Genomic DNA, 14,647 nt, shown 5'->3' with positions numbered 1-14,647 from the left:
TTGAGGGTAGCATTTATGGCGGCATTGGGAGGGGGTATGACGATATTCATAATACTTTATAGAGCATTATGAAACAGTAAGACATTGCCAGTTAAAGGTTGCCTTTCCCTGTCCTGATGAAGAGCAAAATGGCCTGGTTAAAGTACAGTTGTCGGCTCAGGAGGTGTTCAAAGCCATACTGATAAACGCACTTTATCGAGCAGGGCAGCTTTCAGACAGAACGAGCTGGACAGAGTGGCAGGTAAGTTACCTGGGGAAAATAATATGGTACACAATCACAGACGCGACAGCATTAAACACAATGATGCATGCTTTTGAGTTTCCAGGCATGAAAATATCCTTTCAAGTGAAATGCAGTGAAGTGAGCTGAACTGAAGGAGGTTAATGTAGTAGCAGGTACTGCATTTTCCTGCTTTTGACCGAGTGACGATCATTTAAAAAATGGCTTATATTTAGGAATGGACGATGCTCTGACAGAGGTGCTATACTCAGAAAAACCATTTGCAATACCGTGTTATGCAATGTGGTCTCTATAAACTGTTTTGGAAAGTAATGCCTATGCCAAAAGTACCGCTTGAATACTACGAAGAGAAGCTCAAAGAGCTGGTCCATGAGCCGTTATCGGCCATTTATACCGGTGACATATTATGCGATCACTATCTGTTTTTCTTAAAGGACTCCAGTCTCACACCTGACATGGTAACGGGCCTGCCATCATATCTTGCCTGTTATGCTGAATCGGAGCGGCCTCCACTGCTGGTAACCGGCTTTCCTCACATGCTTGAAAAGGAGCTCAAGAAGGCCATAGATGAATATAAGAACAGTTAAACAAAGGCACCCGCCAGGGGTGCTTTTTTATTCCTGCCGGCAGGGTGCCAGACCAGTTGCCTGGCAGTAAAGTGCCCATACCGTGCTGTGCCCATATCGTGCTGTGCAAGCAGGCCAGAGCCTTAGCAAATGAGAGTGATAACCATACAACATAATCCCCGGGCATAATCACATAACGTAATCCATAAACATAAGCCACAGGCAAAAGCTCATCGCTCAAAAACTCAGCATAGACCACAGGCAAAGGGTCTTAGCCTGATAACTCAGCATAGTCCTTCATCAGAGGCATACTGAATATGTTCCGGCGATGGCCAGTGCCAGGCCAGGTGCTCTGATACCAGGAAACATCATGTACGCAGGAAAGTCCGGTATCTGTCAGCATGGACGTCACAGGAATACGGGTGCTATACTCAAAAGACCGTAGTGCCTGCAGGGCTCTTAACTGAAGATTTTTCCACATCCTATTTCAGGGTAACTATGATGTCTAATGTTGTTGAAAATGGCTTGAATAAGCCGTTTGTCTTAATTTTTGCCGGGGGGGGGGGTAACACCTTCTTCTAAGTCTGTCAACTGCCTGAGTTTGACCATGGAGGTGCTCCATGGATAAACTCACAATGCAGTCAGTTTACGGAGTAGCAGCCAACATCGACATCATTGCCCGACACTTCCCTTCCTGTATTACCGAGGCACATGACTCAGACGGTCAGCTGGTGCACGGTATCGATTTTGATAAGCTCAGGTCCGAGCTTTCCTCCTCATGCATCCCTGAAAAAGCTGAACGCTACCAGTTTACCTGGCCTGGCAAAATGGATGCCGCCCGTCTCGTCAATCACCCGTCTACCGTAACATTAAGACCATGCCGTGACCAGAGCGTGGACTTTGACACCACCTCCAACCTCTACATTGAGGGTGACAACCTGGAGGTGCTAAAGGTCCTGCGTAACACCTATGTCGGCAAGGTCAAGATGATCTACATCGACCCTCCTTACAACACAGGCAAAGATTTCGTCTATAAGGACAACTATGCCATGGACAGGGAGGAGTACCTGCTGCAGAGCGGCCAGATAGACGCAGCTGGTGGCCGTCTGGTCAGCAATACCACTGCCAATGGCCGCTATCACACTGACTGGCTTAACATGATCTATCCACGTCTGAAGATCAGCCGTGAGCTGCTTAAAAATGATGGTGTTATTTTCATAGCCATTGATGAGCATGAGGTGGAGCGTCTCAAGATGTGCTGCAATGAGATCTTCGGTGAAGATAATCTGGTAGGCACGCTCATTCTCAAAACAGCTACTGATAACAACCCTACCATGATCACAACGGAGCATGAGTACTGTCTTTGTTATGCCCGCAATAAGAGCGCACTGACGTCATGGACGGCACCATCTCCTGAAGTGGAGCTCATTGTGAATGAGTATCAGCGTCTTAAGAGCTCATGCAGTGATATCAGGGAAATTCAGGACAGGCTTCGTGCCTTTATCAAAAAGAACGAAAGCCAGTTGCAGGGTGTTACTCATTACAACGTGGTTGATGAGGATGGTGTAGTTTCCATATCGCAAAACTCCTCAGACACCCGTCCTGGTCCTTACCGCTACGAGATTATTCATCCCGTTTCGGGCAAGCCATGCCCAACTCCGGCCAATGGCTGGCGCTGGCCTTTAAAGACCTTTGAGGAGTACGAGGCTCAGGGGCTTGTTTACTGGGGCGCCGACCATACTGTACAGCCTCGTATCAAGAAGCGTATCGAGACGGTACGGGCCCGCTGCCGCAGTGTTTATATTGAGGATGGTCGTACCAGCACCAGGAGACTGGAAGATCTGCTCGGTGGTAAGAAGATCTTTGATAATCCCAAGAGCGATGTCTTTATAAAATGGCTTATGAAGTTTGTTATGACTGACAGTCATGATATTGTGCTGGACTTCTTTGGCGGCTCATCTACCACAGCTGACGCTCTTATGCAGCTTAACAGCGAAGATGGCGGCAAAAGAAGCTTTATTCTGGTTCAGCTGCCAGCTCAGGTCGATGAAAAGTCAGAGGCCGCCAGGGCAGGTTATAACAATATCTGCCAGATTGGCCTCGAGCGTATCCGCCGGGCCGGTGACGTAATCAGGCAGCAGGCTGGGGACCATAATGGCCTGTCACAGGTTGATACCGGATTCCGTCTGCTCAGGCTTGACAGCTCCAACATGAAAGACGTCTATTACGGCGCTGATGAGGTGAGCCTGGGTGGCTTTTCCGAGTTCAACATCAAGGATGATCGCAGCGGTGAAGATCTGCTCTTTCAGGTGATGCTGGACCTGGGCATTGAGCTGTCGTCGTCCATCGAGGTCAGGAGCCTTGCAGGCCATACTGTGTATGTGGTCAACGACGGTTATCTGGCTGCCTGCTTTGATGACAGGGTCAGCGTTGAGGCCGCCCGCGCCATAGCCGGCCTCAAACCGCACTGGTTTGTCATGTGCGATGCCGCCTTTGGCTCCGATGCCGATGCTGACAACATCATGCAGGTATTTGCAGGCTGCAGCGAGGGAACCAGGATCAAGGTCATCTGACCGCTCTGAGCGATGCACACAGAATGACACAGTCCTCAACACTGCTGTGTGAGCAAGCCAGCGGGCACAGTCCTGCTGATGCTTTCCTGTCCGTTTTAGGGATGAACTCATACAAGGAAACTCAGCTGAGCCACGTGTCCCAGCCAGCCAGTCCGGCCAGCAAGGTAATGACTGGCCCGGCTTGAGTCCAGTCCGACCTGCAACAGTGCAGCTGCAGCCTGGTGTTCCGTGACCAGTCAGACACAGCAGGGGGCACGGGCTCACGGCCGCAGCGCTGACCGGGTGACACGCAGTATGTGACCTGGTGACAAGCAGTATGTGAGCGGGTAATACGCCTTTGGGGAAATGCCTTATATATCGGCATGGACGGTGGTGGAACACGGTGTTATACTCAAAAAGTAATGGCGGTATGACGCCGTCTTGCCACCATATCGTTCCACATCCGATTTCAGGGTAACTATGATGTCTAATGTTATTGAAAACGGCTTAAATAAGCTGTTTGCTTTAGTTTTGCCGGGGGGGTAACACCTTCTTCTAAGTCAGTCAACTGCCTGAGTTTGACCATGGAGGTGCTCCATGGATAAGCTCTCTATGCAGTCAGTTGACGGCGTTGCGGCCAACATCGACATCATTGCCCGACACTTCCCTTCCTGTATTACCGAAGCACGCGACTCAGACGGTCAGCTGGTGCACGGTATCGACTTTGAAAAGCTCAAGGCCGAGCTTTCCTCCTCATGCATTCCTGAAAAAGCAGAACGCTACCAGTTTACCTGGCCTGGCAAGATGGATGCTGCCCGCCTTGCCAACCAGCCATCTGCGGCGACCTTAAGACCATGCCGTGAAGAAAGCGTAGACTTCGACACCACCTCCAACCTCTACATCGAGGGAGACAATCTGGAGGTACTAAAGGTCCTGCGCAACACCTACGCCGGCAAGGTCAAGATGATCTACATCGACCCGCCTTACAACACCGGTAATGACTTCATCTACGAGGATGACTTTGCCATTGACCGTGATGACTTCCTGGTGCAGAGCGGACAGATTGGCGCTGACGGCGAGCGTCTGGTGGTTAACAGCGATACCAATGGCCGCTTTCACACCGACTGGCTGAACATGATTTATCCGCGCCTTAAGCTGGCCCGAGAGTTCCTCTCTGAAGATGGAGTTATCTTCATCTCCATTGATGACTACGAGTCAGACAACATGCGCAAGGTCTGCAATGAGGTTTTCGGAGAGAACAACTTCGTTACTCAGTTTGTCTGGCAGAGAGCCTACTCTCCGAAGAACGACGCCAAATACGTGTCGACCAGTCATGACTACATACTGATGTTCGCAAGAAACCTTGATCAGTTCACAATCGGTCGTCTTCCAAGGACTGAAGAGGTCAACAAACCTTATAAGAACCTGGACAATGACCCACGTGGCCTGTGGCGCTCTGACAATCTGTCAGTAAAGTCATATTCAGCCGCCTGCGACTTTGAAGTTACTACGCCATCTGGCCGTAAGGTGTCACCACCGCCGGGCAGCTGCTGGCGTGTCAGCAAGGATAAGTTTGACGAGCTGGCTGCCGACAACAGAATCTGGTTTGGTGCTGATGGCAACAATGTTCCTTCACTCAAGCGTTTTCTTCACGAGCTCAAGCATGGCGGCCTGCTGGTACCTGAATCTCTGCTGCTGTTCAGCGATGTCGGCCACAGCCAGGACGGCGCCAAAGAGGTCAGCGGACTTATGGAGCTCAAGGTGTTCGACGGCCCCAAGCCTACTTCACTCATTGAGAGGCTCATGACCATTGCCAATCTCAAGGAAGACTCCATAGTAATGGACTTCTTCTCAGGCAGCGGCTCTACTGCACATGCTGTGATGAAGTTTAACGTTCATACAGGCAAGCATTGCCGTTTCATACTGGCTCAGATACCTGAGGCCGTAAGTGAAAAGACTCCGGCATGGCAGGCAGGCTACAGGACCATATGTGAAATCGGCGAGGAGCGTATCCGCCGTGCCGGTGCTGCAGTCAGAAAAGATGCCGGGCTGACTGACGGGGATCTGGACACAGGTTTCCGTGTGCTCAGGCTCGACAGCTCCAACATGAAGGATGTCTACTACAGCGCTGACGAGGTTAGCCTCAGTGGCTTTTCCGAGTTCAACATCAAGGAAGGACGCAGCGGTGAGGATCTGCTCTTTCAGGTGATGCTGGACCTTGGCATTGAGCTGTCGTCGTCAATCGAGGTCAGGAGCCTTGCTGGCCATACTGTGTATGTGGTCAACGACGGTTATCTGGCTGCCTGCTTTGATGACAGAGTCAGCCTGGAGGCCGCCCGTGCCATAGCCGGCCTCAAACCGCACTGGTTTGTCATGTGCGATGCCGCCTTTGGCTCTGATGCCGATGCCGACAACATCAAGCAGGTATTTTCAGGCTGCAGCGAAGCAACACAGATAAAGGTCATCTGACCAGACTCATGGAGGCACACATATAAGGAAACAGTCCCCAACACGGCTGTGAGAGGAAGCCAGCGGGCACAGTCCTGCTGATGCTTTCCTGTCCGTTTTAGGGATGAACTCATACAAGGAAACTCAGCTGAGCCACGAGTCCCAGCCAGCCCGGCCTGCAAGGTCGTGCCCGGCCCGACTTAAATCCTGGCGGACAGCAACAGTGCAGCTGCAGCCTGGTGTTCCGTGACCAGTCAGACACAGCAGGGGGCACGGGCTCACGGCCGCAGCGCTGACCGGGTGACACGCAGTATGTGACCTGGTGACAAGCAGTATGTGACCGGGTAATACGCCTTTGGGGAAATGCCTTATATATCGGCATGGACGGTGGTGGAACACGGTGTTATACTCAAAAAGTAATGGCGGTATGACGCCGTCTTGCCACCATATCGTTCCACATCCGATTTCAGGGTAACTATGATGTCTAATGTTATTAAAAACGGCTTAAATAAGCCGTTTGCTTTAGTTTTGCCGGGGGGGTAACACCTTCTTCTAAGTCAGTCAACTGCCTGAGTTTGACCATGGAGGTGCTCCATGGATAAGCTCTCAATGCAGTCTGTTGACGGCGTTGCGGCCAACATTGACATCATTGCCCGACACTTCCCTTCCTGTATTACCGAGGCGCGCGACCCTGAGGGTCAGCTGGTGCACGGTATCGACTTTGAAAAGCTCAGGGCCGAGCTCTCCTCATCGTGTATTCCGGACAAAGCAGAGCGCTACCAGTTTACCTGGCCTGGCAAGATGGATGCTGCCCGCCTTGCCAATCAGCCATCAGCTGCTACCTTACGACCATGCCGCGAAGAAAGCGTAGACTTCGACACCACCTCCAACCTCTACATTGAGGGAGACAATCTGGAGGTACTCAAGGTCCTGCGCAACACCTACGCCGGCAAGGTCAAGATGATCTACATCGACCCGCCTTACAACACCGGCAATGACTTCATCTACGAGGATGACTTTGCCATTGACCGTGATGACTTCCTGGTGCGGAGCGGACAGATTGGCGCTGACGGCGAGCGTCTGGTGGTTAACAGCGATACCAATGGCCGCTTTCACACCGACTGGCTGAACATGATTTATCCGCGCCTTAAGCTGGCCCGCGAGTTCCTCTCTGAAGATGGAGTGATCTTCATCTCCATTGATGACTACGAGTCAGACAACATGCGCAAGGTCTGCTGTGAGGTCTTTGGTGAAAGGAACTTCATTACTCAGTTTGTCTGGCAGAGAGCCTACTCTCCGAAGAACGACGCCAAATACGTGTCGACCAGTCATGACTACATACTGATGTTCGCAAGAAACCTTGAGCAGTTCAAAATCGGACGTCTTCCAAGGACTGAAGAGGTCAACAAACCTTACAAGAACCCTGATAACGACCCGCGCGGCGTCTGGCAGTCTGACAACCTGTCAGTCACGACCTACACGCCAGGCTGTGACTACACAATCACCACTCCTGCTGGTCGCAAGGTAAATCCTCCAGCCGGGAGCTGCTGGCGCCTTACCAGAGAACGCTATGAGGAGCTGGTAAGGGACAACCGCATCTGGTTTGGTGCAGACGGCAGTAACACTCCAAGACTCAAGCGCTTTCTTCACGAGCTCAAGCATGGCGGCATGCTGGTACCTGAATCTCTGCTGCTGTTCAGCGATGTCGGCCACAGCCAGGACGGCGCCAAAGAGGTCAGCGGACTTATGGAGCTCAAGGTGTTCGACGGTCCCAAGCCTACTTCACTCATTGAGAGGCTCATGACCATTGCCAATCTCAAGGAAGACTCCATAGTAATGGACTTCTTCTCAGGCAGCGGATCTACTGCACATACTGTGATGAAGTTTAACGTTCAGACAGGCAAGCATTGCCGTTTCATCTTGGCTCAGATAGCTGAGGCCGTCAGAGAAAAGACGCCAGCATGGCAGGCAGGCTACAGGACCATATGTGAAATCGGCAAGGAGCGTATCCGCCGTGCCGGTGCTGCAGTCAGAAAAGATGTCGGGCTGACTGACGGGGATCTGGACACAGGTTTCCGTGTGCTCAGGCTCGACAGCTCCAACATGAAAGACGTCTATTACGGCGCTGATGAGGTGAGCCTGGGTGGCTTTTCCGAGTTCAACATCAAGGAAGATCGCAGCGGCGAGGATCTGCTCTTTCAGGTGATGCTGGACCTGGGCATTGAGCTGTCGTCGTCCATCGAGGTCAGGAGCCTTGCAGGTCATACTGTGTATGTGGTCGACGATGGTTATCTGGCAGCCTGCTTTGATGACAGAGTCAGCCTGGATGTTGCCCGTGCCATAGCCGGCCTCAAACCATACTGGTTCGTCATGTGCGATGCCGCCTTTGGATCTGATGCCGATGCAGACAACATCAAGCAGGTCTTTAAGGCGGTCAGCCCTATGAGCCAGATCAGAGTTATCTGAGCCCCAGGCATGTCCATGACGGGCTATGCCCATGCCGGGCCGGGCCTGGAATGGCCGGCCTGGTCAGAACAGTGGTAACTGACCATTGGGCTGGAATCATACTGACCATGTAATGGCTCCGGTCATTACTGTTGCCCGGCTGCGTGTCCTTTGAGGCATGGCAGTACCGGGCTGCACCATAAGGCGCATTGCTCCTGCTGCTTTATGGTTGCAGGGACATGCCCGTCGGGCAAATATGCTGAGCAGCAGGCATGAGCCTGTATTCAAAGCGCTTTGGATTGGAATAATCATGAAACTTATCTTCAAGAAACAGCAGTATCAGACTGATGCGGTCAACAACACAGCCGATGTGTTTGCAGGTCAGCATCTTAAGGAAAATCTCGGCGCGGGCGCTGTTCCCGATGCTTTTGATATGGGTGTCTGCGATCAGATGAGTCTCATAGAGACCAATGCTGATCTTGATCTTGGTCCCAATACCAGAGAGCAGCTGCTGGCCAATATCAATGCCATCCAGAAGCGCTCCGGTCTGCTGACCAGCAAGGAGCTCTATGGTGACGGCTCCATGGGCTGGTGTGAGCTGGACGTAGAGATGGAGACAGGTACAGGCAAGACCTATGTCTACATCAAGACCATTTTCGAGCTGCACCGCCGCTATGGCTGGAGCCGCTTTGTGGTAGTAGTGCCATCTGTTGCCATTCGTGAGGGCACAAACCGCAGCTTTGAGCAGCTCAGTGAGCATTTCTTTGAGGAGTACCACTGCAAAGCCAACTATTTTGTCTACAACTCCGGCAATCTCAACCAGCTGCGCCACTTTGCCGAGGGCTCGGGCATTCAGGTCATGATCATCAACACCCATGCCTTTGCCTCCAGTATGGATGAGAGCAAGGTTAAGAACAAGGCAGCGCGCATTATCTACAGTGAGCGTGACGAGTTCGGCTCACACCGTCCTATTGATGTGCTGGCCGCCACCAGACCAATTGTCATGATTGACGAGCCGCAGAAGGCTGACGGCAAGGCTACCCAGAAAGGCATCAGACAGTTCAGACCTCTGTTTACCATCAACTACTCGGCAACTCACAAGACAAAGCACAACTGCATCTACTCGCTTGATGCCGTGGATGCCTATGCTCAGAAGCTGGTCAAGCGCATCAGCGTCAAGGGTTTCCAGACCCTTAACATGACCGGCTCTGACGGCTATATCTACATGGGCGGTGTCATTACCTCTACTGACAGGCCACCTTATGCCGATGTAGAGATTGAGATCAGGAACAGGGACGGCAGCATCAAGCGTACCCGCAGACGCATGGAGGAAAGAGACAGCCTGTATGATGAGTCGAACAAACTTAATCAGTACAAGGGCCTGTCCATCAGCTCCATTGATGCCGTCACCAACAGCATCACCCTCAGTGACGGTCGTGTCATTTCAGCAGGCATGGTGGTAGGTGACAGCAACCTTGACAGCATGCACCGTCTGCAGATCCGCGAGACCATACGCTCACATCTGAACAGAGAGGAAGAGCTCTACAATCTGGGCATCAAGACCCTGAGCCTGTTCTTCATTGATGAGGTAGTGCGCTACAGAGTCTATGATGAGGAAAAGAACCCTCATCCGGGCATTCTGGCTCAGATGTTTGAAGAAGAGTATGAGTTTCTGACTAAAGACAAGCTGGCCGAACTTGAGCACTCAGGTGCCAGTGATCCGTGCTCTGCCAGAAGCTCTTACTACCACTACCTCAAGAGCACCTCAGGTCATGCCGCAGAACTTCACAATGGCTATTTCTCCGTAGACAAGTTCAACAGATTTGTCGATACCGAAGAAAAGAAGACCGAGACCGATAATGACAAGGAACGTATAGCCGCCTACGATCTGATCCTCAAGAACCGCGAAGAGCTGATGAGCTTTGAGCAGCCGGTGCGCTTTATCTTCTCGCATTCGGCTCTGCGTGAGGGCTGGGATAATCCTAACGTCTTCCAGATCTGTACTCTGCGTCAGAGCAACTCCGCCGTCAGCAAGCGTCAGGAGGTAGGCCGTGGCCTGCGCCTGTGCGTTAACAATCTCGGCGAGCGTATGGATTACGAAGCTCTGGGTGATGATATCCACAAGGTCAACCTGCTTACCGTCATTGCCAACGAGAGCTATGAGGACTTTGTCAGAAGCCTGCAGGAGGAAACCACTCAGTGTCTTCGTGACCGTCCTAAGGCCATTACTGTTGACAGCTTTACCGGCAAGACTGTAATGCTTGCTGACGGCTCTGAGCATAAGGTCACCGAGGATGAGGCTGACATGCTGCGCAGCTGGATGCGTACCCACAAGTTCATTGATGGCAAGGGCATGGTTACTGATGCATTCCGCAGCGCCATTGAGAACAACCAGGTTCCTGAGCTTGATCAGGATATGGCTCATCTGAAGGAGCTGATGGTCCAGACAGCCCGCTCTACCTGGGAGGTTGAGGAAGTACTCAAGAAGAGAGTACGCGACGAAAACCGTTCGGCCACCATTCATGTCAGGACCAACAGCCATGTCGAGAATCCTGACTTCCAGATGCTTTGGAAGGAGATTTCCCGCAATTATTACTACACAGTTCAGTATGACAGCGAGGTGCTGATCAGAAATGCTGTGGAGCAGCTCAACAAGGGCCTTGAAATAGCCCAGATGAGCTTTGAGATTGAAGAGGGCAGCCAGGTTGATGCTCAGACCTTTGTCAGACGCGGCTCCAACCAGCGCTCTGACGCGCGCCACATAACTACCGGCGTCAAGTACGACATAGTAGGTGACGTGGCCAGGGCGGCTGCAGTTACCCGTAGAACCGCAGCCAGGGTACTCAACTCCCTGAGCCAGGAAAAGCTCAGTCTCTTTGCCGTCAACCCTGAGCGCTTCATTGCCGCTGTGGGCCATACTGTCAGCATGTGTAAGCAGGAGTTGCAGGTAGAGAATATCTGCTATGAGCTCATCGATCAGACAGATGATCTGAAAAGCAACAATATCATGGCCATGATTAACGATGCCTTCGACTGCGAGATCAAGGCCGATACCCCTTACATCAAGGCCAGAAAGCACATTACTGACGTGCTGGTAGTGGACGGTCTGTCTGAAAACAGTGTGGAAAAGCGCTTTGCGCTCAAGATGGATGATGCCCGCGAGGTATGTGTCTTTGCCAAGCTGCCGCGCAAGTTCAAAATTCCTACTCCGGCTGGTGATTACTCCCCTGACTGGGCCGTAATCTTTGACCGCGACCAGGTAAAGCATTTCCGCCTGGTAGCTGAAACCAAGGGCAGCGTATCCCTGGATCAGTTAAGACCGGTAGAGCGCCAGAAGATTGAATGTGCCGACAGGCTCTTCAACTCCATGTCAGACAGGATCCGTTTTGCCGTGGTTGAAAACTTCAACCAGCTGCTTGATAAGGCCAATCAGGACTGATACCTGGCCCGTGCAGTCATAGCCCGACGGGACTGACACCTGTCACGGACAGTCATAGCCCGTCAGGCCTGACACCTGTCACGGAAAGTCATAGCCCGTCAGGCCTGCCTCCTGTCACGGACAGTCATAGCCCTTGAGGACTTAAGTATAACAATGCCTGCTGATGCATGATTCTGCTTAATGGTCTGCGTCTGTTGTGTCAAACCTGCCAGATAGGGGCAATTTTGTAACGTCAATAATTGCATAATTGCAATGGTGCAGAGCCACAGTTGCACTGTACAATGTTGTATGTACAAAAGACTTTAGAAATTATTCATCACATACAGGGCTAATATACCCTCAGGTATTGATAGCCCATATATGCTGGCCTCAAAGGACAGGGACATAATAAGGAGCTTACTATGAATAATTTGCCTGTGAATGCCATATACAAGGGACCTCAGGTGGATCTGGCGCTCTTTTGTCACAGTTCAGCTGTCTCTACCAGAGATGCTTCAACTCTGCAGAGCAATATTGAGCGGATATCAATAACTGCCATGTTCGGTACTCCGGCCAGCAAGGGTGGTTCTGATGGATGTCTGATAATATGTGAGGTTATACCTCTGGCTGCTGCACTTCCTGACAAATGCATAGCTTTGCTGGACCGCTGTTTCGATAAATGGGAAAAGGGGGTTAAGACCATCTTTGTTATCAGGGGGACGGGAGTAAGCAGGCTGGCAGCTGTGTACGGCGAGGGAGTGCTTATAAGTGATTATGCCAGTAACGACAGGCTGGGGCTGGAGTCATGGCACCAGCCTCCACAACAGCTGTGGCGTTTGCTTTGCCTCAAGGCTGCTCGTGTAGATTTTGTCAGTCAGGATCTCTTTGACAAGGTTATGGACCTTGCTGCCCGTACTCAGATGGCTGAGCGCGAGGCAGAGACACTCAGAAAGTCTAATCCGCCAAAACAGACTCATAAAAACCTTGAGTTTTTTGAGAAGAAAATGCAGGCCGAGCAGAACTATGAAAAGCTCAGAAAGGAGCTCTCCAGCTATCAGGTCCCGCAGTAAGCTCTCCGTGGCATATCCATCTCAAGCCATGATGCAGCTCCACCTGTGGTTTCAGAGTTTTCTTCAGATACAGCAGCGACTGATCCAGCGTACGCTTCCAGCGTGCCTTCCAGCATAGCTTAGAGCTCATTCATTTACTCATAACAGGGCCCTCACTGGCTTTATGCAGGTGAGGGCTCTGCTTTTGCTGCATGGATAAGCTTACAGGTATCAGAGCGTTCCATTGCATAGACAGTGCCCCGTGCTGAGATCGTCTCTGCGCCCTGCCTTGTCCTTGCAACAGTGCCATTGACGCGACGCGATAGAGCTTTGAACAGAGCCTGTCAGCGCTGTGGATAGAGTTTTGGACAGAACCATGCCAGCGCTATGGATAGAGCCTGAACAGAGCCTGTCAGCGCTGTGGATAGAGCTGGAACAGAGCCATGCCAGCGCTGTGGATAGAGTTTTGGACAGAGCACTGTCGAAGCCGTGGATAGAAACCCGTACTGTCCAGTTGTTTGAAACATGAGCGAGTCATTGCCCGGACTGATCACAGTTCAGATTCATGACGGTTCTCAGGTGCACTATATCGTGCCTGTAGCGCAGTCATGAATGGTAGTGAGAGCCAGTATGAAGGTTTGCTGGTTTTTCACGATCCGGCAGAACTCAAAGCGACTGGAAAGGTTTTGTTCGTGCCAGTATAGAAAGCAAAGCTGTTTATCGTGCCACGATAGTAAACAGGACACTGGGAGGCATTTCCAAAATAGAGCAGCCATTGCGCAGTGGGGCGAGTACCGGCGCCATTAACCGCTGATTAAAACTGCTGATCAAAAGTGATTTGAGGCACTCAGTCCTGGCCCTGCTCCAGGAAGAAACAGCAGAATAAATCAGCAGCAGCACGAGCTGGTTTGTGTGGTTGTAAACTCCTCTGCCGATATATATGGCTTCCGGGTATGGGACTGCAAGTCTCTGTCATCCTTCATTAAGCCGCAGTTCAATATATCGCCGGGGGGCAGACAGTGTCAGAACATACTCAAGAACAGGCCAGACAAAGCTGCCTGCAATTAAGATGAAAGTACAAGTTGATCTGACATGGTCCTTAAACAGTGACAGAGGTACGGGTATGGTGATGAGTATAGGGACGGGGGTGGTTATGGCAGGTGGGAGAGCAGGTCAGCCTGGATCGGGCGGCAAATTAAGCACCAATGCTTTGCCCGGCCATGTTAAATAATATCCGGGCTGCAGCATTACATATTTTACTGTCTTAAAGATTATGTAAAGCAAAATTGAATTATTCATCTGCGGACAGGCTGTTGACAGTTTACATTCTGTGAGTATGTACTGTCACCATCACGTGAATGATAGTGATAATGGGCGGGCGCTGCGAATTAAGATATTGCTTCAGTCTCTGCGGCAGCGCGGAGGGGGTGCACTGCAAGTCATGGCAACATGGTATGACACTGACACAAGATAAATTGTTATGTAGAGTAATTATTAAAATTGCAGAATCTAAATTCATGGGTGCATCAGGTAAGGCATGTGCTTAACAGCAGGCAGCATGGATTGATATTGCACAGTAAAGGACAGGTGCTGACAGCGTACAGTTGCAGGATTGGGCCGTGGGATAAGGCAGTATCGTCAGGTGAAAGCGTAAAGAACAGGTAAATTACAGCGGCTGACTGGGCTTCTGGTGCAGTTTTGGGGGCACGACAATATCCTGTAACAGCCTGAGCTGTGGCAGGCCGGCCGCCGACCTGTGCCAGCCAATGGTGGGGGCCGCGATGTCAGTGCACTGCATGGCAGTACGTACTTTCTGAGTGTGGGGTGTGATGATTTAGCTGATTTATATAAGATTCCTGCATGTTCCATAACATACAGGAGACGTATATGGGCGTTAAAAATGACGCAGCTGTGCCATCGTGCAAAAG

6 protein-coding genes are annotated in these 14,647 nt (G+C 51.3%); all 6 read left to right on the top strand.

Features of this window, described 5'->3' with window-relative positions:
• Window positions 1–558: 558 nt before the first annotated feature.
• The 6 genes from MXE41_RS11025 to MXE41_RS11000 all read left to right on the top strand — a co-directional run bounded on the left by MXE41_RS11025 (window position 559) and on the right by MXE41_RS11000 (window position 12,740).
• Complete coding sequence (locus MXE41_RS11025) at window positions 559–828, top strand: hypothetical protein (RefSeq protein ID WP_246977326.1); 270 nt, start codon at window positions 559–561, stop codon at window positions 826–828.
• Between the two features lie 599 nt (window positions 829–1,427).
• Entirely contained in the window at window positions 1,428–3,380 is a 1,953-nt protein-coding gene (locus MXE41_RS11020; protein WP_247100524.1) for a site-specific DNA-methyltransferase, read from the top strand.
• Between the two features lie 576 nt (window positions 3,381–3,956).
• Window positions 3,957–5,828 (top strand): site-specific DNA-methyltransferase, encoded by a 1,872-nt coding sequence (locus tag MXE41_RS11015; protein ID WP_247100523.1) that lies wholly within the window; start codon window positions 3,957–3,959, stop codon window positions 5,826–5,828.
• Between the two features lie 573 nt (window positions 5,829–6,401).
• Complete coding sequence (locus MXE41_RS11010) at window positions 6,402–8,273, top strand: site-specific DNA-methyltransferase (RefSeq protein WP_247100522.1); 1,872 nt, start codon at window positions 6,402–6,404, stop codon at window positions 8,271–8,273.
• Window positions 8,274–8,562: 289 nt separating this feature from the next.
• Window positions 8,563–11,691 (top strand): DEAD/DEAH box helicase family protein, encoded by a 3,129-nt coding sequence (locus tag MXE41_RS11005; protein WP_247100521.1) that lies wholly within the window; start codon window positions 8,563–8,565, stop codon window positions 11,689–11,691.
• Window positions 11,692–12,092: 401 nt separating this feature from the next.
• Window positions 12,093–12,740: a hypothetical protein gene (locus tag MXE41_RS11000; protein WP_246977321.1), complete on the top strand. Its 648-nt coding sequence runs from the start codon at window positions 12,093–12,095 to the stop codon at window positions 12,738–12,740.
• Window positions 12,741–14,647: the final 1,907 nt, after the last annotated feature.

The sequence above is a fragment of the Anaerobiospirillum sp. NML120449 genome (assembly GCF_023051105.1).
GTDB lineage: Bacteria > Pseudomonadota > Gammaproteobacteria > Enterobacterales > Succinivibrionaceae > Anaerobiospirillum.
This window is presented reverse-complemented; position numbering and strand designations above follow the sequence as displayed.

Bases quoted from the DNA above. Each gene is read 5' to 3' on its own strand.
- MXE41_RS11020 (WP_247100524.1), top strand. From the start codon at position 1,428: ATGGATAAACTCACAATGCAGTCAGTTTACGGAGTAGCAGCCAACATC.
- MXE41_RS11000 (WP_246977321.1), top strand. From the start codon at position 12,093: ATGAATAATTTGCCTGTGAATGCCATATACAAGGGACCTCAGGTGGAT.
- MXE41_RS11005 (WP_247100521.1), top strand. From the start codon at position 8,563: ATGAAACTTATCTTCAAGAAACAGCAGTATCAGACTGATGCGGTCAAC.
- MXE41_RS11015 (WP_247100523.1), top strand. From the start codon at position 3,957: ATGGATAAGCTCTCTATGCAGTCAGTTGACGGCGTTGCGGCCAACATC.
- MXE41_RS11025 (WP_246977326.1), top strand. From the start codon at position 559: ATGCCAAAAGTACCGCTTGAATACTACGAAGAGAAGCTCAAAGAGCTG.
- MXE41_RS11010 (WP_247100522.1), top strand. From the start codon at position 6,402: ATGGATAAGCTCTCAATGCAGTCTGTTGACGGCGTTGCGGCCAACATT.